This window comes from Methylorubrum sp. Q1 (genome assembly GCF_004683995.1).
GTDB lineage: Bacteria > Pseudomonadota > Alphaproteobacteria > Rhizobiales > Beijerinckiaceae > Methylobacterium.
Genome location: NZ_SRHQ01000025.1, coordinates 1 through 18,213, shown reverse-complemented (window position 1 = coordinate 18,213; position 18,213 = coordinate 1). Strand labels below are relative to the sequence as shown.

The 18,213-nt window shown below is 68.7% G+C and carries 21 protein-coding genes and 2 tRNA genes; 10 read left to right on the top strand and 13 right to left on the bottom strand.

The genetic code is table 11. The annotated features are described in order from the left end of the window. Nucleotides 1–27: 27 nt before the first annotated feature. Nucleotides 28–981 (bottom strand): LysR family transcriptional regulator, encoded by a 954-nt coding sequence (locus tag E4V01_RS20575; protein WP_135299625.1) that lies wholly within the window; start codon nt 979–981, stop codon nt 28–30. A gap of 173 nt (nt 982–1,154) precedes the next feature. On the opposite strand from E4V01_RS20575, the gene E4V01_RS20570 reads away from it, so the two are divergent. Further along, nucleotides 1,155–1,403: a hypothetical protein gene (locus E4V01_RS20570; protein WP_135299624.1), complete on the top strand. Its 249-nt coding sequence runs from the start codon at nt 1,155–1,157 to the stop codon at nt 1,401–1,403. 44 nt (nt 1,404–1,447) lie between these two features. Continuing rightward, nucleotides 1,448–2,200, top strand: coding sequence for a sulfite exporter TauE/SafE family protein (locus E4V01_RS20565; RefSeq protein WP_135299623.1), 753 nt, complete (start codon nt 1,448–1,450; stop codon nt 2,198–2,200). Nucleotides 2,201–2,269: 69 nt separating this feature from the next. Here E4V01_RS20565 and E4V01_RS20560 read toward each other — a convergent pair whose 3' ends face one another. Then, the gene (locus tag E4V01_RS20560) at nt 2,270–3,145 is read right to left on the bottom strand and encodes an AprI/Inh family metalloprotease inhibitor (protein ID WP_135299622.1); all 876 of its coding nucleotides are present in this window, start codon (nt 3,143–3,145) and stop codon (nt 2,270–2,272) included. Beyond that, the gene (locus E4V01_RS20555; RefSeq protein ID WP_135299621.1) at nt 3,142–4,116 is read right to left on the bottom strand and encodes a 2-hydroxyacid dehydrogenase; all 975 of its coding nucleotides are present in this window, start codon (nt 4,114–4,116) and stop codon (nt 3,142–3,144) included. Before E4V01_RS20555 ends, E4V01_RS20560 begins: the two co-directional genes overlap by 4 nt. Before the next feature lie 275 nt (nt 4,117–4,391). Here E4V01_RS20555 and leuC point away from each other — a divergent pair, with 275 nt between their 5' ends. Together leuC and E4V01_RS20545 are read left to right on the top strand one after the other, a co-directional pair. Then, nucleotides 4,392–5,801 carry a 3-isopropylmalate dehydratase large subunit gene (gene leuC / locus E4V01_RS20550; protein ID WP_060771593.1) on the top strand — a complete coding sequence of 470 codons (1,410 nt, stop codon included), beginning with the start codon at nt 4,392–4,394 and terminating at the stop codon, nt 5,799–5,801. Between the two features lie 151 nt (nt 5,802–5,952). Continuing rightward, a tRNA-Leu gene (locus E4V01_RS20545) sits at nt 5,953–6,037 on the top strand. Nucleotides 6,038–6,483: 446 nt separating this feature from the next. On the opposite strand, the gene E4V01_RS20540 is transcribed toward E4V01_RS20545, so the two are convergent. Continuing rightward, nucleotides 6,484–6,912 (bottom strand): DUF3597 domain-containing protein, encoded by a 429-nt coding sequence (locus E4V01_RS20540; protein WP_135299620.1) that lies wholly within the window; start codon nt 6,910–6,912, stop codon nt 6,484–6,486. A 224-nt stretch (nt 6,913–7,136) separates the two neighbouring features. Between E4V01_RS20540 and E4V01_RS20535 the strand changes: the two genes are divergently transcribed. From E4V01_RS20535 to E4V01_RS20515, 5 genes are all read left to right on the top strand, one after another. After that, nucleotides 7,137–8,162, top strand: a complete 1,026-nt coding sequence (locus tag E4V01_RS20535; protein ID WP_135299619.1) for an ABC transporter substrate-binding protein — start codon at nt 7,137–7,139, stop codon at nt 8,160–8,162. 19 nt (nt 8,163–8,181) lie between these two features. Continuing rightward, nucleotides 8,182–8,934: an ABC transporter permease gene (locus tag E4V01_RS20530; protein ID WP_135299618.1), complete on the top strand. Its 753-nt coding sequence runs from the start codon at nt 8,182–8,184 to the stop codon at nt 8,932–8,934. Next, nucleotides 8,931–9,692, top strand: a complete 762-nt coding sequence (locus tag E4V01_RS20525) for an ABC transporter ATP-binding protein (RefSeq protein ID WP_135299617.1) — start codon at nt 8,931–8,933, stop codon at nt 9,690–9,692. The genes E4V01_RS20530 and E4V01_RS20525 overlap by 4 nt, the downstream gene beginning before the upstream one ends. 113 nt (nt 9,693–9,805) lie before the next feature. Continuing rightward, nucleotides 9,806–10,240: a tellurite resistance TerB family protein gene (locus E4V01_RS20520; protein ID WP_060771597.1), complete on the top strand. Its 435-nt coding sequence runs from the start codon at nt 9,806–9,808 to the stop codon at nt 10,238–10,240. A gap of 89 nt (nt 10,241–10,329) precedes the next feature. Next, a complete protein-coding gene (locus tag E4V01_RS20515; protein WP_060771598.1) occupies nt 10,330–10,521 on the top strand; it encodes a hypothetical protein in 192 nt (63 codons plus the stop codon). 58 nt (nt 10,522–10,579) lie between these two features. Here E4V01_RS20515 and E4V01_RS20510 read toward each other — a convergent pair whose 3' ends face one another. Beyond that, complete coding sequence (locus E4V01_RS20510; protein ID WP_135299616.1) at nt 10,580–12,199, bottom strand: peptide chain release factor 3; 1,620 nt, start codon at nt 12,197–12,199, stop codon at nt 10,580–10,582. Nucleotides 12,200–12,305: 106 nt separating this feature from the next. Then, nucleotides 12,306–13,055, bottom strand: coding sequence for an SDR family oxidoreductase (locus E4V01_RS20505; RefSeq protein WP_135299615.1), 750 nt, complete (start codon nt 13,053–13,055; stop codon nt 12,306–12,308). A 200-nt stretch (nt 13,056–13,255) separates the two neighbouring features. On the opposite strand from E4V01_RS20505, the gene E4V01_RS20500 reads away from it, so the two are divergent. Further along, nucleotides 13,256–13,330, top strand: a tRNA-Gln gene (locus E4V01_RS20500). 247 nt (nt 13,331–13,577) lie between these two features. Here E4V01_RS20500 and E4V01_RS20495 read toward each other — a convergent pair. The 7 genes from E4V01_RS20495 to E4V01_RS20465 all read right to left on the bottom strand — a co-directional run bounded on the left by E4V01_RS20495 (nt 13,578) and on the right by E4V01_RS20465 (nt 18,169). Next, nucleotides 13,578–13,841 carry a hypothetical protein gene (locus tag E4V01_RS20495; RefSeq protein ID WP_135299614.1) on the bottom strand — a complete coding sequence of 88 codons (264 nt, stop codon included), beginning with the start codon at nt 13,839–13,841 and terminating at the stop codon, nt 13,578–13,580. Between the two features lie 186 nt (nt 13,842–14,027). Next, a complete protein-coding gene (locus tag E4V01_RS20490) occupies nt 14,028–14,576 on the bottom strand; it encodes a hypothetical protein (protein ID WP_135299613.1) in 549 nt (182 codons plus the stop codon). Further along, complete coding sequence (locus tag E4V01_RS20485; RefSeq protein ID WP_135299612.1) at nt 14,576–14,872, bottom strand: hypothetical protein; 297 nt, start codon at nt 14,870–14,872, stop codon at nt 14,576–14,578. Before E4V01_RS20485 ends, E4V01_RS20490 begins: the two co-directional genes overlap by 1 nt. A 17-nt stretch (nt 14,873–14,889) precedes the next feature. Next, nucleotides 14,890–15,249 (bottom strand): hypothetical protein, encoded by a 360-nt coding sequence (locus tag E4V01_RS20480; protein WP_135299611.1) that lies wholly within the window; start codon nt 15,247–15,249, stop codon nt 14,890–14,892. A 3-nt stretch (nt 15,250–15,252) separates the two neighbouring features. Continuing rightward, nucleotides 15,253–15,810: a hypothetical protein gene (locus E4V01_RS20475; protein WP_135299610.1), complete on the bottom strand. Its 558-nt coding sequence runs from the start codon at nt 15,808–15,810 to the stop codon at nt 15,253–15,255. A gap of 3 nt (nt 15,811–15,813) precedes the next feature. Next, nucleotides 15,814–16,461, bottom strand: a complete 648-nt coding sequence (locus E4V01_RS20470) for a glycoside hydrolase family 108 protein (RefSeq protein WP_135299609.1) — start codon at nt 16,459–16,461, stop codon at nt 15,814–15,816. 64 nt (nt 16,462–16,525) lie between these two features. Beyond that, on the bottom strand, nt 16,526–18,169 hold the full coding sequence (locus E4V01_RS20465; RefSeq protein ID WP_135299608.1) for a hypothetical protein: 1,644 nt from the start codon (nt 18,167–18,169) through the stop codon (nt 16,526–16,528). Nucleotides 18,170–18,213: the final 44 nt, after the last annotated feature.

The following is an 18,213-nucleotide window of genomic DNA, read 5'->3' as shown; positions in this document are numbered from 1 at the left end:
CGCGACCACTGACGTCGATCACGGATGTCAGCCAGGGCTCTGCCCTGGACCCGCGAAAGGACTTGTCCTTTCGAAACCCGGACTCTCGCTCGCGCCGAGATGCGCGACCAAGTGCTCGGCGAGTTGACGGGCGTGCGGTGGAAGCGCTGCGAAGCTGCGGGCGCAGAGCCTGAGCTGACGCACGGCCCAGGGCTCGTCGATCGGGATGGCGCGGATCGCCAGCGTCTCGGCCGCGCGCCGCGCCGCCGCCTCCGGCACGATCGCCACGCCGACGCCCCGCTCGACCATGCGGCAGACGGCATCGAGCCCGTTCAGGCGCACCCTGAGCTTGAACGGACGGCCGGCGCGGGCGGCGTGGGTCGCCAGATGCGCCTGCAGCGCCCGGCCGTGGCTGAGGCCGACCAGAGGCTCGTCCAGCACCTCCCGGAACGCGACGCCGCTCCGCTGCGCCAGGGCATGGCCCGCCGGCACGGCGAGCACGATCCGGTCGAGATGGAGTGGCCGGGTTTCGAGCGCGCCGAGATCGGTCGTGTCGGCGACGATGCCGATATCGGCAAGCCCGCCGGCCAGGGCATCGACGGTCTCGCGGCTGGTGCGCTCCTCGAGATCGATATCGACGCTGGGATAGGCCGCAAGGAAACCGGACAGCGCATCGGGGAGGAAGGCGGCGACTGCCGCGGTGATCGACAGCAGCCGGACATGGCCGCGCAGGCCCCTCGCGTACTGGCCGAGTTCGCCGCGCATCTGTTCGAGCTGGCCGAGCACGAGCCGGGCGTGATGCACCACGGCAAGGCCCGCTGGCGTTGGCCGTACCCCGCGGGGATGGCGCTCCAGCAGCGACACGCCGCCATCCGCCTCCATGCCGCGGATGCGCTCGCTCGCCGAGGCAAGCGCCAGCCCGGCCCGCTCGGCGCCACGGGTGATGCTCTCCGCCTCGACGACGTGAAGGAACAGGCGCAGGTCGGTCAGGTCGAAGCGCATGGAGCATCGTCGCGAAAGGTGGCCGCCGGCTTTCGGAAAAAGACGATGCAAAATCAAAAAGCCAGAGCATCGTCGGCGAGCCCGCATCCCGCGGCAAGGGCTTCGGCTCAGCCGAAGGCTGACGCGGGCCACTTCCGCATTGTCGCGCGCCGTCGCGCTGCGAAACTCAGGCCATGCCACGCGACGCACAGACCACGCTCCGCCCGGGCGACGCCCGGCTCGAAACGGCAGCCCTTCTCCTCGCGGGTTTCACCGCGCTGGTTGCCATCGCCCGCTCCGATGCCGGCCCGCGCACCTGTAGCAGCGCGCCGCCGGTCGCGGTCGCCCGGCCCGTGCCGGCCGCCGCGCCGCTCTCCACGAAGGAGGCCGAGGCGGAAGCCGCGCGTCAGGCGATCCTGCGCGACATGCGGCTCCACGACTGACCCTGCCCGACCCTCTTGCCCCCTCCCCCGATCAGAACGTGCTCATGACTTTTTCCACGGACCCCCTCCCCCTCGCCGTGGCGGCGTCGGCCTTCCTGCTCGCCGGCTTCGTCAAGGGCATGGTCGGGCTCGGCCTGCCGCCCGTCGCCATGGGCCTGCTGAGCCTCGTCATGGCGCCGGTCCAGGCCGCGGCTCTGCTCGTGGTGCCCGCCTTCGTCACCAATGTCTGGCAACTCGCCGCGGGCCCGCGCTTCGGCACGCTGCTGCGCCGGCTCTGGCCGATGCTGGCAGCGAGCGTGGTCGCCACCCTGGTCGCCGCGGGGATCCTTCACGGACATTACGGCGCGGAAGCCACGGTCTTCCTCGGCCTCGCTTTGATCGCCTACGCCGTGATCGGCCTTGCCGCCCTGCGGCTCCATGTGCCGCCGGGCATGGAGCGCTGGCTCGGGCCCCTCGTCGGTGCGGCGACGGGGCTGGTGACGGCGGCCACCGCCGTGTCCTCGTTCCCCTCCGCGCCCTATCTCGGGGCGCTGGGCCTGACCAAGGACGACCTGATCCAGGCGCTGGGGCTCTCCTTCACGGTCTCGACCGTCGCGCTCGCCATCGCCCTTGCCGGCGGCGGCGCCCTCTCGCTCAGTGTTGCGGGAACCTCCCTCATCGCCCTGGTGCCGGCCCTCTTCGGCATGGCACTCGGCGGCTGGGTGCGGGGGCGCGTCAGCGAGCGCGTGTTCCGCCGCTGCTTCTTCGTCGGCCTGCTGGGCCTCGGGCTCCATCTCGCCCTGCGGCCACTGTTCTGAAGCATCGTCCCAAAAGGCGGTTGCCGGCTTTCGGGCAAAGATGATGCAGAACGATCAGCCCGCCGCGCCCTACGGTTCGACCTTCCGTAGCACGAGGGGCACGCCGATCTCGGGGTCGCGGCGCCAGCGCCCCTCCCCGATCGCCACGAGGCTCACCGCGTGGCCGCGCCGCGCCTTCAGTGTCAGATGCCCGTTGGCGAAGCGCCAGCTCACCGGATCGAAAACCGTGATCCCGCTGTCGCGGCAATCCGGCATCACCCGCACGGGGGCCGTGTCCTTGCCGGCCTCGACGGGCCGCGTGAATTCGAGGCGGCAGACATCCTTCTGCTCGGCGCGATCGAGGGCGTAGAGGCCCGGAGCCGGACCCTCCGCCGGCTTCTCCGGCACGGCGGCCGAGGCGGGCGCGTCGCTCTCCACCGCATTCGCCGTGGGCGTGACGGTGGCCGCGCCGGGGGCGGCGGGCGGCAGCATCGCCGCGATCTGCAATGGCACGAGGTTGTAGCGCTCGCCGCTCTCGGCGGAGGCCCCGAGGCTCATCCCGTCGGGGTTCTTGGCGAAGGCCAGCACCGGCCGCAGGTTCCGGTCCACGAGGCGCAGGCCCTCGCCGGTGAACAGCCAGCCGCCGATGCCGGCCATGAGCGGCAGGGCCCGGCGGCAGCCGGCGGGAAAGCGCGCCGCGCGCCCGCTCGGACCGGTCTCCATGGCGAGGGTCAGCACGCAGCGCCGCCGCCCGCCCTCCAGGGAGAGGTCCCAGGTGCCTGCAGCCCCTGCAAGGGTCGTCGGCAGGGTCGCGAGGCCGGTCGGCCCGCCAACCCCGTTCTCCGCCGGAACCGTGGCAGGTGCCGGCTCCGGCGCGGGCGGACTCTCCTGGGCGTGGGCCGCACTCAGAGCCAGCGCGGCGAGCGCCCCGGCAACCGCCATGCGCGTCATCGTCGGGCCTCTCATCGCGAGCCCTTCCAGGGCGTTTCCGGCACCGGCGTGAGCGGGCCCTTGCCGTCGAACCAGGAAAACAGGTTGTCGATGAGCAACCGGCCCATGGCCGCGCGGGTGTGGTGCGACCCGGAGCCGATATGCGGGAGCAGCACGGTCCGGTCGAGATCGATCAGCGCCTGCGGCACCTGAGGCTCGTTCTCGAACACGTCGAGCCCCGCCCCGAGGATCGTCCCCGCCTGCAGCGCGGCGATCAAGGCCGCCTCGTCGATGACGCTGCCGCGGGCGATGTTGACGACGATGCCGTCAGGCCCGAGCGCCGCCAGCACCCCGGCATCGACGATCCCGTTCGTGCCCGGCCCGCCGGGTGCGGCCACGACCAGCGTATCGACCGCCTGCGCCAGCCCGAGCAGGCTGTCGTGGTAGGCGTAGGCGATGTCGGCCTGCGGCCTGCGCCCGTGATAGGCGATTCTCACGCCGAACCCTTCGAGCCGCTGGGCGATCGCCCGCCCGATCCGGCCGAGCCCGAGGATGCCGACCCGGCGCTCCCGCAGGCTCGTGGTGAGCGGGAAGCTGCCCTCCCGCCAGCGCCCGGCGCGCAGGTAGCGATCGGCCTGCGGGATCTGGCGGAGGGTGGCGAGCAGGAGGCCCAGCGCGAGGTCGGCCACCTCGTCGGAGAGCACGTCGGGCGTATGGGTGACGACGATGCCGCGGCGATCCGCCTCAACCGCATCGATCGTGTCGTAGCCGACGCCGAAGCTCGCCACGATCTCGAGCTGCGGCAGCCGGTCGAACAGCCTCGCATCGATCGGGCACATCGCGCCGACCGCGAGCGCTCGAATGCGCGGTCCCACCGCGTCGAGGAACGCCTCGCGGTCGGGCGCCTCCTCCAGGCGGTGCAGGCGGAAGCGCTCGGCAAGCCGCTCGGCCACATCGGGGCGGGTCTGCCGGATGAGCAGGATGTCGGGCGTCTCGGCTGGTGGCACCGGCTCACGGCCTCCCAGTGGTCGGCAAAGAAGGGGTCAACAAAGGATAGGGCCGGGAGTACCGCCGCGCCGCGCGCCGGTCCAGCCGCTGGGGCGGGCGGGCCGCAAAAGTATCTTGCGCGCCGCATATGCGCGGCCGCCCTTCCGAAATCGCCCGAGGAGCATTACACAAGAGGTCTTCCGGATACTCCCCACGATCCGGCCGCGTGGTTTCCCGCGGCCCGGTCGAGGCGTTTTCCGCGATGGAGCCTTCAACCCGTCAGAATAGCTGCACCATGACCGCGCCGCGCACCCTCTACGACAAGATCTGGGACGACCACGTCGTCGATGTCGAGCCGGATGGCTCCGCCCTCCTCTACATCGACCGTCACCTCGTTCACGAGGTGACGAGCCCCCAGGCGTTCGAGGGGCTTCGCGTGGCCGGCCGCACGGTGCGCGCGCCGCACAAGACGCTGGCCGTCGTCGATCACAACGTCCAGACCTCGGACCGCTCCAAGGGCATCGAGGATCCCGAGAGCCGCACGCAGCTCGAAGCGCTCGCCGAGAACGTGCGCGACTTCGGCATCGAGTTCTACGATGCCCTCGACCGGCGCCAGGGCATCGTCCACATCATCGGGCCGGAGCAGGGCTTCACCCTGCCGGGCCAGACGATCGTGTGCGGCGATTCCCACACCTCGACCCACGGCGCCTTCGGCGCGCTGGCCCACGGCATCGGCACGTCCGAGGTCGAGCACGTGCTCGCCACGCAGACGCTGATCCAGCGCAAGGCCAAGAACATGCGGGTGACGGTCGACGGCACCTTGCCGCGGGGCGTCAGCGCCAAGGACATCGTGCTCGCCATTATCGGCGAGATCGGCACCGCTGGCGGCACCGGCCACGTCATCGAATATGCCGGCGAGGCGATCCGCGCCCTCTCGATGGAGGGCCGGATGACGATCTGCAACATGTCGATCGAGGGCGGTGCCCGCGCCGGCATGGTCGCGCCCGACGAGACCACCTACGCCTACGTCAAGGACCGCCCGAAGGCCCCGAAGGGCGCAGCGTTCGACGCGGCCCGCCGCTACTGGCAGCGTCTGGCCACGGACGAAGGCGCGCATTTCGATCGCGAAATCCGTCTCGACGCCGCCAACCTCCCCCCGCTGGTCTCCTGGGGCACCAGCCCTGAAGACATCGTCTCGATCCTCGGCACGGTGCCTGATCCGGCCCAGATCGCGGACGAGAACAAGCGTCAGTCCAAGGAGAAGGCCCTGGCCTATATGGGCCTGACGCCGGGCACGCGGATGACCGACGTCACCCTCGACCGGGTGTTCATCGGCTCCTGCACCAATGGCCGCATCGAGGATCTGCGGATCGTCGCCAAGATGGTCGAGGGCCGCAAGGTGCATGACAGCGTCTCGGCGATGGTGGTGCCGGGCTCCGGCCTGGTGAAGGCGCAGGCCGAGGCCGAGGGGATCGACCGCATCCTCAAGGACGCCGGCTTCGATTGGCGCGAGCCCGGCTGCTCGATGTGCCTCGGCATGAACCCGGACAAGCTGCGGCCGGGCGAGCGCTGCGCCTCGACCTCCAACCGCAACTTCGAGGGCCGCCAGGGCCCGCGCGGCCGCACTCACCTCGTCTCCCCGGCGATGGCCGCCGCCGCAGCGGTGGCTGGCCGCTTCGTCGATATCCGCGAGTGGCGCGGCTGAGCCTCGTCCCGACGCAGGGCGCGGGCGTGTTGCCCTCGCGCTGCGCGAATCCCCCGCTTCGGGGTTTTTGACCGGCGGCGGCGAAACAGCGATTGACGCCTTCGCCGCCGCCGCCTAAACGAACCCCATCGCCGACCGGCAACGGTCCGGCGCCCAGGTGGCGGAATTGGTAGACGCGCTGGTTTCAGGTACCAGTCTTGCAAGAGGTGAAGGTTCGAGTCCTTTCCTGGGCACCAATTTTCTGAGAACAGCCACTAGCTCAGAAACCTAAATCCAGACAGAGTGTTGTGCTAGGCCGACCGTGCTACAACGGCGTGCTAAAGATGCGGTTTCAGCTCGTTCGTCCGGTGAAGCGCAGCGACTCCTCCTATCCACAATTCACCCAGCGTATTCCTGCCGATGTGCGCCACCTCGCCATCGGTCGCACGCTCGTGGTGCCGCTCGGTTCTGAGACCGTCCGCGTCGCCATAACGCCCACCATGGGCAGCATCCGGTTCTCCCTGCGGACGCTGGACCCTCGCACGGCGCACTCGGTTCAGCGCCCGCCGTCTGCGGCAACCCGCCGGCCTCCGGAAAACCCGCCCTCACCCGGCCTCGAAAACGAAGCGGGTGGCGGGAGTTCATTCCCACCACCCGCTTTCTTATGTCGGCGAGGGCACCGATGTGACCGCTATCGGTCTTCTCAGTCCTTGAGGTCGGCCGGGACCTTGCCGCCGTTCTCTTCGAGTTTTTTGATGACCTGCTTGTGCAGCCAGATGTTCATCGAGGCCGAGTCGTTCTTGTCGCCGGTGTAATGCAGCTCGTCGGCAAGCTGCTGGCGGGCGTGCAGGCTCGAATCGAGGTCAAGCAGCTTCATCAGATCGACGATGGAGCTGCGCCAGTTCAGCTTCTGCGAATTTTTCGAGGCGAGGTCGTTGAGCACGGCCTCGACATCGACGGATCCGCCCGACGACGTTCCGCCGCTGGTGGGCGTGGAGGCCGGGGCGCTGCCGCCGCCGGAGGACGGCTGTGCCTGCGTCTCGGAGGGCTTGGCGGACGACTCGCCGGCCTTCGCCTCCGATGAGCCGAATGGATTGAGGATCTTGCTGACGATGCTGCCGAGGAGGCTCATGGCGTAGGGTGTCCTGTCGTCTGTCCCGCGGCGTGGATACCGCTTTCGGCTGGGTAAACGGTACGAGGAACAGGGCCGTTCCGTCGCAGGCCGGCAAAGCTTCGTCGCCCGGCTTGCCCCTGCCCCGTGCCGCCGCGTCTGAACGCCCATGGGTAAGCGCGATTGGAAGATCGCGTCCGCTGTGCCATGGGGAACGCCGTCCGGCTCCCCTGGAACCCGTCTCGATGCGCAATCTGTTCAAGGCCTTCGCCCTGATCGCGGGGCTTCTCGCCCTTCCCGTGCCCTTCGTGGTGCCACTCGCCGCCCAGACCGTGCCCGTGCGCATCGGCGTCATTCCCGTGATCGGCGCCGCGCCCGTCTTCGTCGCCAACGGCGAGGGCTGGCTCAAGGAAGCCGGGCTGGCGCCGGCCTTCACCACTTTCGAGTCCGGCCCCAACATGATCCAGGCGCTCGCGTCCGGCACCATCGACGTCTACGTCGCCGGCATCGCGCCGCTCGCGGTGGCCCGCACCAAGGGCATCGACGTGCGGGTCGTGGCCGCCACCGCCATCGAGGAGATGGTGTTCGTGGCAGCCCCCAAGCTCGCGCCCTACTTCGCGACCGCCCCGAGCAAGGCCGAGGCCTTCAAGCAGTTCAAGGCCAAGGAGGGCCGCCCCGCCCGGCTCGCCACGCAGCCGCCGGGCTCGGTGCCGAACACCACCCTCCAGCACTGGCTCTGGCAGGTGGCGAAGGCCGACAAGGCCGATGTCGAGATCGTCGCCATGGGCATCGATGCGACCCAGCAGGCGCTGCTGGCCGGCGCCGTCGATGGCGCCTCGATCCGCGAGCCGGCGCTCACCATCGTCCAGGGCCGCAACCCGAAGATCACGTTGATCGCCACCGGCGGGGAGATGTTTCCCGATCAGCCGGGCACCGTGGTTGCCGTCTACGGCAAGTTCGCCGACGCCAATCCGAAGGCAGTGGAGGGCCTCGTCTCGGCACTGGTCAGGGCGACCGACCTCTTGAAGACCGATCCGGCGCGCGCCGCCCCGCCGGTCGAGGCGGCGCTCGGCAAGGGCATCACGGACGTCGCCACGATCCAGAAGGCGCTTTCTTCGCCTGCCGCGAAGTTCGTTGCCGACCCGCGCACGATCATCGAGGCGACGAAGAAGATGCAGGCCTATCAGGTCTCGATCGGCACCCTCGACAAGGAGGCGCCGACCGACGGCCTGTTCGACGCCAAGCCGTTCGACGCGATCAAGAAGCCCTGATTTCCACGATCCTGACGCCATGACCTCGTTCCGCTCGGCCGCCTTGGCGGTCGTCGGGCTTGCCGCCTTCCTCGCCCTTTGGGAGGCCGCACCCCGGCTCGACCTCATCAACCCGGCCTTCCTGCCGCCGCCCTCCTCCATCCCGGCAGCCTTCGCCCGGGAGATCTCCAACGGTGCCTGGCCGATCGCGGTCGTCGAGAGTCTGAGCCACTACATGGTCGGGCTCGGCGCGGGCGCGCTCGCGGGCGTGGCTCTCGGGCTGGCCACGGGCATGTCCGCTTGGTTCGACAGCCTGACCGCGGGGATCGTGCGGCTGCTGCGCCCCATTCCCGGCCTCGCCTGGGTGCCCTTCGCCATCATCTGGTTCGGCGTCCAGCCCTCGGCCGCCGTGTTCATCATCGCCATCGGCGTGTTCTGGATCGTGTTCTTTGCCACGCAAGGCGCCGTGCGCGGCGTCGATCGCGACCTGATCGAGGTGGCCCAGGCCTTCGGCTTCCGCGGGCCTCTCGCGCGCCTCACCAAGATTCTCCTGCCGGCCGCCACGCCGGGTATTCTCGTCGGCCTGCGCACGGCGCTGGGCCAAGCCTGGATGGCGGTGGTCGCCGCCGAGATCTTCGGCGTGCCCGGCATCGGCGCGCGGATGATGCAGGCTTCCTCGCTCCTCTCCACCGACATCGTCGTGGTCTACATGCTCACCATGGCCGGGCTGTACGGCCTGTTCGATACCGGCTTCGTCGCCCTGCAGGGCTGGCTGCTGCGGTGGCGCGCATGAGTGGCCCCATCATCGACATCCGGGGCTTGAGCCTCGCCTACGAGCGTGACGGGCGGCGCACCGAGATCCTGTCCGCCCTCGATCTCGCGGTGCCGCGGGGGCAGTTCCTCGTCATCGTCGGCGAATCGGGCGTCGGCAAATCGACGCTCCTGCGCGTGCTGATCGATCTGGCCAAACCCAGCGGCGGCACGGTCCATCTCGACACCGATCCACAGAAAACCCGCACGCCGATGGCACTGGTGTTCCAGGACGCGCGGCTGCTGCCCTGGCGGCGGGTGATCGACAACGTCGCCTTCGGCCTGGAGCGGCACGGCCTGTCGAAGCCCGAGCGCCGCGAGCGGGCGGCGGCGATGCTCAAGCTCGTCGGGCTGTCCGACCTCGCCGGCCGCTGGCCGCACCAGCTCTCCGGCGGGCAGCGTCAGCGCATCGCCATCGCCCGCGCCCTCGCGGTCGAGCCCGAGGTGCTGCTGATGGACGAGCCGTTCTCGGCGCTGGACAGCTTCACCCGCGAGGGTCTTCAGGACGAGATCCAGCGCATCAAGGCGCAGACGGGCAAGACGGTGCTGTTCGTCACCCACGACATCGACGAGGCGGTCTATCTCGCCGACCGGGTCGTGGTGCTGGCGGGCAGCCCCGGCCGGATCGCGGCGGATGTCACCCTCGCTCCGCCCCGCCCGCGCCAGCGCCGGGACGCGGCCCTGGTCGAGCCGGCGCGCCACCTGCGGGCGGAACTATCGCGGCGCTCGGCGGAACTGTGAGGGATCCGTCAAGCTTGCCATCTTGACGGTTGGCTGCCTGCGTTGGAACCATCGTGGCTGGCGCCGTGGGTCGGGTGGCGCGCTAGGGGCCGGGCGCCTGGGGGGATTGCAAGATGGGGTTTTTTCAGGACGCCCTCGTCCGTTTGAACCGGGTGGTGATGTCCTACGCTGGCGATTCCGTTTTTATGCAGGCGGCGGTCTCCGCCGCGGCCAACGTGATCGTTGCCGACGGCGACACCGATGACGAGGAGATCGAGGCGGCCCTCGTCAGTATGCGGGCCAACCCGATCCTTCAGAAATCCTACGACACGCTCACCCTGGAAAAGGCGCTGTTCGAGGCGCTCGCCCGCGCGGAGCTGCGCGCCGGACGCCTGGAGAACAGCCAGCACGTCGCGGCCATCGCCGACCGTCCCCTCGAACAGCGCCAGCACGTCTTCCTGATCGCGGCGGACGTGGCCGACAAGGGCGGCATCACCGAGAGCGAGCACGCGGTGCTCGACGAGCTGGCCCGGGCGCTCGACGTGGACAAGGCGGCGCTGCTCGGCTGAGGCTGACGGCCCTGCCGCACGGAACGCGCTCCGCCCCTTCTCCCCGACGGCGCCGAGCATATCTTCACGGCTCGGACAGGAGCGCGGCCATGTACAAGGTGACGGGAACGGATCCGGCGGGCCGCACGCTGGCCTTTGCCTGCGGCACGGACGAGCAGGCGCTCGAGAAGACCTGGGAACTGGCGGGACGCGGCTTTCGCGACATCTCCGTCGCCGATCCGAAGGGACGCGAGATGAGCGCCATCGCCTTCGAGCGCTCGCTCGATTTCGATTACGAGTGAGCGCCGCCGGCGCGGAAAGAGCGCTGCCGGCGCCGGGCCGGGACTCGGGCCCCGCCGCTCACGCCGCCCGCTTTTGATAGTCCTTCACGTCCGTGAACCGGATCTTCTCCCAGCGCTCCTCCTCGTAGCGGAGCGAGAAGGCGGTGGTGGCCATGAAGACCGGCGCGCCGTCGAGGTCGCTCGCCATGGCCGAGCCGTGGGCGTTCACGAACCGGTCGATCTCGACCTCCGATTCCGCCTCGATCCAGCGGCAAACGGAGAACCGCGTCGTCTCGTAGTCGATCGGCAGGCCGTACTCCGCCTGTAGCCGCTCCTTCAGCACGTCGAGCTGCAGCGCGCCGACCACGCCGACGATGGCCGGTGAGCCATCCTGCGGGATGAAGACCTGCACGACGCCCTCCTCGCCCATCTGCTGGAGTGCTTCTCGGAGCTTCTTGGCCTTCATCGCGTCGGTGAGCTTGATCCGCCGCATGATCTCGGGGGCGAAGCTCGGCACGCCGCGGAAGACGAGCTCTTCGCCCTCGGTCAGCGTGTCGCCGATGCGAAGCGTCCCGTGGTTGGGAATGCCGACGACATCGCCGGCAAAGGCCTCATCGGCGATGGCCCGGTCCTGGGCGAAGAAGAATTGCGGCGCCGAGAGCGACATCGGCTTGCCCGTGCGCACCAGCTTGGCCTTCATCCCGCGCCGGAGCTGGCCCGAACAGACGCGCATGAAGGCGATGCGGTCGCGGTGGTTCGGGTCCATGTTCGCCTGGATCTTGAACACGAAGCCGGTCATCTTCGGCTCGGACGGCTGTACGGCGCGCTTGTCCGCCTCCTGGCCGCGCGGGGGCGGGGCGAAGCGGGCGAGCCCGTCGATGAGGTCGCGCACGCCGAAATTGCGCAGGGCCGAGCCGAAGAAGACCGGGGTCAGGTGCCCCTCGCGGAACGCTTCGAGATCGAAGGTCTTGAGGCCGCCCTCGGCGAGCTCCACCTCCTCGCGCCACGCATCGGCTGCGCCGTTCTCCGTCAGCAGCGTGTCGAAGAGCGGGTCGCCAAAGCCCGAGACCGGGATCGTGCCGGCATCGTCCGCCGCGTCGAGCCGGCGCACGCGGTTGCCGCCGAGTTCGTAGGTGCCGGCGAAGTTGCGGCCCAGCCCGATCGGCCAGGTCACGGGCGCCACGTCGAGGGCGAGCGTCTTCTCGATCTCGTCGAGCGTCTCGAACGGGTCGCGCGCCTCGCGGTCGAGCTTGTTCACGAAGGTGACGATCGGGATGTCCCGCAGCCGGCACACCTCGAACAGCTTTCGCGTCCGGGCCTCGATGCCCTTGGCGGCGTCGATGACCATCACGGCGGAATCGACCGCCGTCAGCGTGCGGTAGGTATCCTCCGAGAAGTCCTCGTGGCCCGGCGTGTCGAGCAGGTTGAAGACGCAATCGCCGTACTCGAAGGTCATCACCGAGGTGACGACCGAGATGCCGCGCTCCTTCTCGATGCCCATCCAGTCGGACCGGGTGGAGACGCGGTTGCGCTTGGCCTTGACCTCGCCCGCGAGCTGGATCGCGCCGCCGAACAGCAGCAGCTTTTCCGTCAGCGTGGTCTTGCCCGCATCCGGGTGCGAGATGATGGCGAAGGTGCGCCGCCGCGCGACCGGATCGGTCTTCGCATCGGCGGATTTGGCGTCTGTTTGCATCAGCATGGCGGGCACCGGCCGCCGCGGGGCGGTCGGCCGCTCGTCTCGAAGGGGGACCGGGCGGTGTTCCGCTCTCTACGCGTTCCGCGCCGCCTACGCAAAGCCGACTCCCCTACCCCCGCCCGACGAAGGGCATGTTCGTCGCCATCACGGTCATGAACAGCACGTTGGCCGAGAGCGGCAGCCCGGCCATGTAGACGACGGCCTCGGCGACCTGCGTCGCCTCCATGGTGGGCTCGGGCCGGATCGAACCGTCGGCCTGCCGCGCGCCCTGCCCGAAGCTTTGCGTCATCTCGGTCTCGGCATTGCCGACATCGATCTGCCCGCAGGCGATGTCGAACGGGCGCCCGTCCAGCGCGGTGGCGCGGGTGAGGCCGGTGATGGCGTGTTTGGTGGCGCTGTAGGGCGCCGACATCGGCCGTGGGGCGTAGGCCGCGATCGAGCCGTTGTTGATGATGCGCCCGCCCCTGGGGGCCTGCTTGCGCATCATCCCGAAGGCGGCGCGGGTGCAGAGGAAGGTGCCCGTGAGGTTGACGTTGACGCTGGCGAGCCAATCCTTGACCGCGACCTCGTCCACCGTCGCGGCGGGGGTGAAGATCCCGGCATTGTTGAACAGCAGGTCGAGCCGCCCGAAGCGCTCGCCCACCGCGGCGAACAGGGCCTCGACGGCGCGCGGATCGGACACGTCGGTCGGCACGCACAACGACGGGCCCGGCAGTTCTGCCGCGACCCGCTCCAGCGCCTCGCCCCGCCGCCCGGCGAGCACCAGCCGCCACCCGGCCTGCGCCAATCCCAACGCCACCGCCCGTCCGATACCGGAGCCTGCCCCAGTCACGACCGCCACTCGATCCCTCATCGCCATATTCCTCTGTCGTCCCGCTCCTGCCATCCGGCCCCAGAATAAGCCGTCGCATCGATCCGGTGCAGGAGCGCTGAGCCTGCTCGGCCGATCGGGGGGCCCAAGCGATCCCGTCACAAACGCGCATCGGTGCAAGGCAGAGGCGTCCAACCCAGTTGCCAGTCCCGCCCGGCCCGTCTAGAGATCCGGCGGCTTGAAGCCGATGGGGCGTCGCCAAGTGGTAAGGCAGCGGTTTTTGGTACCGCCATTCCCAGGTTCGAATCCTGGCGCCCCAGCCAATTACTTCAGGCAAATCAACTCCCAAGCAACACCGACATATCGGACGCGCCGGAACAAACGGTGTCCTGTCGGCGCACAAGAGTCGGCACAGTCGCGATGAGAGCCGCAGTGGTTGCTGTTGGCGAGTGCGAGATCGCGGTCCGGTAGGCCAGAAACGAAAAGCCCCGCCGCGGCTGAGCCGGGCGGGGATGGGAGCGATCGGCAATGGCAGCGAGCACCGGCTCGCCTCGACGTCACCCGCACGGATCACGACGGATGCACCTGCCCGCTCATAATCTCAGCGACGCGATCAAGAGCATCCTGCGCAGTCTGGGCGCGTTCGTAGGACGCCGAGTCAAAGGCCCACGCCTCGTGCGCCTCGGCGCTCGCATGCGTGGGGTAGACAGGTTCGGCGGACGGACCTTCGTCTCGGATCTCCTTCAGGCCGTCGGTGGCTTCGGTCACGGCGCGTTCAAGCAGCCCACCGGAACCCTTGCCGTCCTGTTCCGTGGTCGGATTGGTGATGACCATGCTGCGCCTCCAACGGCGGGGATTCGCCGAAGGATCGAGGCTGCATAAACAATCATATGCTGTACAGATCTCGCTGCCACGTCCTCTGCGCGCCGCCTGCATGGCGCGGCAGCCTCGCGGACATGGGAAACCCCGCGCGGCTGGTGCCGGCGGGGCTGGGTCATACTCGGGAATGGTGGGCGGCGATCAATCGGGGTCGCGGTAATCGTGCCCCATGTCGATGTAGGGGCGGATCGCTTCCGCGAACGGCCGAAGGTCCGGCTGCGCAAGAACGAGGTAGGCGACGAGGCCCGCCATCCCAATCCATGCCGATCCGAGCCGGATCCGCTCGCGCGGCGGCACATCCTTCCCGAACAGGTCCGGCACCGTCACGCCGATCGCCATCGCGCAGATGCCAAGCACGATCCAGAAATCGAACACCGCGTTGTTGATGATGTAGGCCGGCTGGCCCGAGAGCCGCCACACCGTCGCGACGGCCATGTTGAACACGTAGGACGCGCAGCCGAGCCAGACCATTAGCGCGTAAAGCAACTCGCCCGGCGGCCAGCCGCGCGAGAGGATCGCCCGCCGCGCCGGACGCCAGTAGGCGCCCATCCCCCAGCACGCCAGGACCAAGAACACAGCCCGCAGGCCCGTCCCGCGAGGGTGGAACGGCGTCGTGAACACCAGGACGACATACCAGACGACGACGGCGACGAGCGCCCACGCCGCACGGAACTCGAACACGCGACGCATCAGGTGCTGCCCCTCTTAACCCGGCCGGTCTCGGCCCGCAGTCGCTCGAAATAGTCCATCATCCTACCCTCTGCGGCCGTCGTCGCACGGGCTTGGCGGCGGGTCTCCTGCGCCTGGATGCGGCGCCGCGAGCCTTCCTCGATCTGGCGGGCGGATTCTCGCGTCCGGTCGGTCGAGGCGCGCAGATCTCGCGCGGCCCGAGCGGTCTCGCGACTAGCATCAAGGGCTCCGCTCACCGCGGCATCGAGCCGGCGCTGGGCGGAGGTGGGATCGACGTGCGGCAACAGCCACGACATGAGGCGCCTCCATCCGGTCATGCGACCCCCCGGAGCCGATCTTTGATCGCTTCCGCCACAGCGTTGACGGACGTCTGAAGTCCGGCAATGCCGTGGCGGACCTCACGCGCCTCACCTTCGGTCTCGCGCGCAAGGGTCTGGATGGCCGTCGAGAGCGAGGCGACGGCGTGCTCGTTGTCCTTCAGCGCCTCGGCGCTATCGGACGCCGCTGCCTTGTTCGCCTCAATGACGGCGACGACACGTTCGAGCAGCGTGACGTAACGCTCCGTCGCCTTGCGCAGCTCGTTGAAGAGGAACGCAATGACGATGCCGGCCACCGCGAGCGCGCCTTGAAGGCCGTGGTCGCGGAGCAGGCTCGCGAGGTCGAAACTCGTCACTGATCAGCGCCGGGCCGGCATGGCGTTGCCGTTGGCGACCGCGGCGTTGAGCGCCTGCCCGATCTGCGCATCCTTGGTCACCGAGGACCGGGACGAGCCGAGATAGTAGGCGATGGCGATGCCGAAGGCGGTCGAGGACGTGCCATAGGCCGCCGTCAGCAACTGGAACATCCGGTCGGGGATCTCGCCGGGGATAAGGAAGATCCCGGCATTCATGGCGGTGTGGACCGCGATGATGATGAGCACGACGATCGCCGGCATGTTGCCGGTCCAGTGCTTTGCCTCCACGAGGCCGAGCCCCATGGCGCGGGCGTTTGCGACGTCGGCCATCTCGATGCGGAGGGTCTCGACCTGCGCATTGAGGCGCGCGGACAGCGCCTCGCCGAGCGACGGGTCGGCCGCGATCTTCGCTTGCGCCTCGGCGGGATCGGCGGTCCCAAGCACGTCCTTGACGGTCGAGATGACCTTGCCGGCCGCGCTGCCGGCGGTGTCACCCGCCAGGATGCCGAGCAACGCGGGTGCAAACTGGATCGCGAGGCTGATGAGGGGCAGGATCGGCATGGGTCAGGCTTTCCCGTTGAAGCGCGAGAGGATGCGGCCGAGTAGGCTCGTGGATGGCGAGGGCTGCGGAGCGGTCGGGATCGGGGCGACCACCGGACCCGTCGCCACGGGCGGCAGCGCCGGAACAGGTGGCGCAACGCGCGCCATCGCCAGCGCGTCGGCGCGCACGCCCTCGACGCGCCGCGACCAGCCCTTGCCGAAGGTGCCCCATGTCGAGAGCTGCCGCAGGAAGGCCAGCCGGTCCGCGCAGATGCGCTCGACCGTCTGCACGGCGGGTTTTTCACGGGCTGCCCCGAGCGTGAGGGGTCCGATTTTGCCGTCGTCCGCCACGCCGATCGCGCGCTGGAACGCGGGGATCGCCCGGCCCACACCCGAGTTCACCGCGAAGTCGAAGACGCAGTAATCGACGCCGGCCGGCAGTTCGTCGCCGCGCACGCGGTCCCAGTAGTTTTTCCGGTAGATCGGCGCGACCGTGGCGCGGGTCAGGGCCTTCACCTCGGCCTTGCTCGCGGGGCGGCCGAGCCAATCCGACAGCGTGCCGATGGTGACGCCGAGGTTGGTCGCGCCGCCGGGGTCGGCCGGGTGATCGACGTATCCACCTTCATGGGCGAGGACGAGCGCAAGCGCCCGCTCGAAACTGGCGGCAGCCATGGTCTTCTCCGATGTGAAGGGGTCGTCTCAGGCTCGGGCCGGGTGGTGCGGCGAGCGGGGAGGCTTAGAAGCGCGAGAACGTGGTGCTGTCGAACTGGATCAATGTTGTATTCGGAGCGCTCTGCACGAACACGCCGCCCGTCTCGTCAACGATAAAGATGGCTCGTCCCCATGTGCTCGGGCTACCGGGGATCAGCATATCGGCCCCGATGCGGATGGCCTTCGCTGGACGGTAAGCCTGCGGCAGGGTGGTCACGGGCGCGCCAGGGCTCTGCGTCGCGCTGGATGCGATCGTGCCGCGGAAGATGACGTCGCCGTCTGGCTTCAGGCTCACCGCCAGGCCTTGGTAGAACGCGGGATCGGAGCCGGGCAGCCAACTCGCATCCAACGTCAGCGGCTGGAACGCGCCCAGCGTAGGATAGGAGCCCGCGTTGATCGACAGCAGGTGACGGACCCGCGGGGTGAAAGTCAGCCTGTCCTCGGATTGGCCTGCCAAGGGCGGTTGACGCAGGCAGTCATTGTCCGAGCGCTGGCGACCGATCGTATTGTTCGGGGCATTCACCAGACGGGCCAGAACTTTTCCTGTCGCCGAGCCATAGGTCACGACGTTGTCGGCGACGGTGTTGCCGCTCGAGCCGTTCTTAAGCGAGACCACATCGACTCGATCGTAGGCGTTGGCGTTGTTCTCCCGAACCTCACTATCGTGAGTTCCGTCCAGCACAATCAGGGCACCATCGGGCCCCGTCTGAGGATGATAGCTCTCGGTCTGGTTTCGGACGATTTTCGCCTGGATCGTGTTACGGACGATGATGCCTCCGGCCGTCGAAGTGATGTTATTGCCTTCGATGACGTGCGTGGCAGCACCCTCGATGCCCTCGTATTCAATGCCGGGGTTCGACCCGGTCATGATATTGCGGAGGATGTTGTTGCTGTCCCCCGTTTTGTAAAATTTGACTCCACCCCATAAATCACTGTTCTGAAAGGTGCCTCCAAACAATCCTCCGTTGTAATTACCCGTTGCCGCATTGGGATTGTTGATGTGATGGATTGCATACTTCCCAGCGCCGGCATCGGCGATGCCGACATTCTCGACGAGCGGCTTCGCGATGAAACCGTTGAGGTTGGTCGTATCGAAGCGGATACCATCCCCGCCCGCTCGGGTGGTGCCGAGTTCGCCGATCGCGAAATCCCGCATGATCAGGCCGCGGATGCCGCCGGCAGCGACCAGTGGCTTCACGAGGATCACGGAGCGGTTGCCTGCGGCGGGGCACGGCTCGATGCGGGTGCCGCGCCCTGCCCCTTGCAGTTCCATGATCGATGTGATGCGGACCAATGCCTCGGGATCAGAGGTGTCGCACACGTTGATCGTGCCGCCCGGTAGGATCAGACGGCCCTTGCTGGTCTGAGTGACGTTGATGGCTGTCTGTAGGGCGAGCGTGTCGTCCTTACCGTCGTTCGCCGTCACACCGTAATCGGCAGCGTAGATTTCGTTTGAGAAGAGAGCCGACAGCGCGCGAGCAATGCCGCCCCCTGCCGGCACCACGCGCATGGTCGAGATATCGCACGAGGCGCCAGGGCGGCAGGTGATCCCGCCCTTGGTGACGTCGATCGACGTGAAGTCGCCCCGGTACTGGGCATGAGCCGGGGCTGCCGCGAGCATGAGGGCAGAGGACGCTAAGAGAGCGTACCTGATATTGGAGGCGGTCATAGGGTAGGCTCCAGTGGCGGAGAGATGTCAGTATTGGTCCGGGC

Excerpts from the sequence above, each read along its gene's own strand:
- E4V01_RS20575 (WP_135299625.1), bottom strand. The coding sequence starts at position 981 with ATGCGCTTCGACCTGACCGACCTGCGCCTGTTCCTTCACGTCGTCGAG.
- E4V01_RS20570 (WP_135299624.1), top strand. The coding sequence starts at position 1,155 with ATGCCACGCGACGCACAGACCACGCTCCGCCCGGGCGACGCCCGGCTC.
- E4V01_RS20565 (WP_135299623.1), top strand. The coding sequence starts at position 1,448 with ATGACTTTTTCCACGGACCCCCTCCCCCTCGCCGTGGCGGCGTCGGCC.
- E4V01_RS20560 (WP_135299622.1), bottom strand. The coding sequence starts at position 3,145 with ATGAGAGGCCCGACGATGACGCGCATGGCGGTTGCCGGGGCGCTCGCC.
- leuC (WP_060771593.1), top strand. The coding sequence starts at position 4,392 with ATGACCGCGCCGCGCACCCTCTACGACAAGATCTGGGACGACCACGTC.
- E4V01_RS20540 (WP_135299620.1), bottom strand. The coding sequence starts at position 6,912 with ATGAGCCTCCTCGGCAGCATCGTCAGCAAGATCCTCAATCCATTCGGC.
- E4V01_RS20535 (WP_135299619.1), top strand. The coding sequence starts at position 7,137 with ATGCGCAATCTGTTCAAGGCCTTCGCCCTGATCGCGGGGCTTCTCGCC.
- E4V01_RS20530 (WP_135299618.1), top strand. The coding sequence starts at position 8,182 with ATGACCTCGTTCCGCTCGGCCGCCTTGGCGGTCGTCGGGCTTGCCGCC.
- E4V01_RS20525 (WP_135299617.1), top strand. The coding sequence starts at position 8,931 with ATGAGTGGCCCCATCATCGACATCCGGGGCTTGAGCCTCGCCTACGAG.
- E4V01_RS20520 (WP_060771597.1), top strand. The coding sequence starts at position 9,806 with ATGGGGTTTTTTCAGGACGCCCTCGTCCGTTTGAACCGGGTGGTGATG.
- E4V01_RS20515 (WP_060771598.1), top strand. The coding sequence starts at position 10,330 with ATGTACAAGGTGACGGGAACGGATCCGGCGGGCCGCACGCTGGCCTTT.
- E4V01_RS20510 (WP_135299616.1), bottom strand. The coding sequence starts at position 12,199 with ATGCTGATGCAAACAGACGCCAAATCCGCCGATGCGAAGACCGATCCG.
- E4V01_RS20505 (WP_135299615.1), bottom strand. The coding sequence starts at position 13,055 with ATGGCGATGAGGGATCGAGTGGCGGTCGTGACTGGGGCAGGCTCCGGT.
- E4V01_RS20495 (WP_135299614.1), bottom strand. The coding sequence starts at position 13,841 with ATGGTCATCACCAATCCGACCACGGAACAGGACGGCAAGGGTTCCGGT.
- E4V01_RS20490 (WP_135299613.1), bottom strand. The coding sequence starts at position 14,576 with ATGCGTCGCGTGTTCGAGTTCCGTGCGGCGTGGGCGCTCGTCGCCGTC.
- E4V01_RS20485 (WP_135299612.1), bottom strand. The coding sequence starts at position 14,872 with ATGTCGTGGCTGTTGCCGCACGTCGATCCCACCTCCGCCCAGCGCCGG.
- E4V01_RS20475 (WP_135299610.1), bottom strand. The coding sequence starts at position 15,810 with ATGCCGATCCTGCCCCTCATCAGCCTCGCGATCCAGTTTGCACCCGCG.
- E4V01_RS20470 (WP_135299609.1), bottom strand. The coding sequence starts at position 16,461 with ATGGCTGCCGCCAGTTTCGAGCGGGCGCTTGCGCTCGTCCTCGCCCAT.
- E4V01_RS20465 (WP_135299608.1), bottom strand. The coding sequence starts at position 18,169 with ATGACCGCCTCCAATATCAGGTACGCTCTCTTAGCGTCCTCTGCCCTC.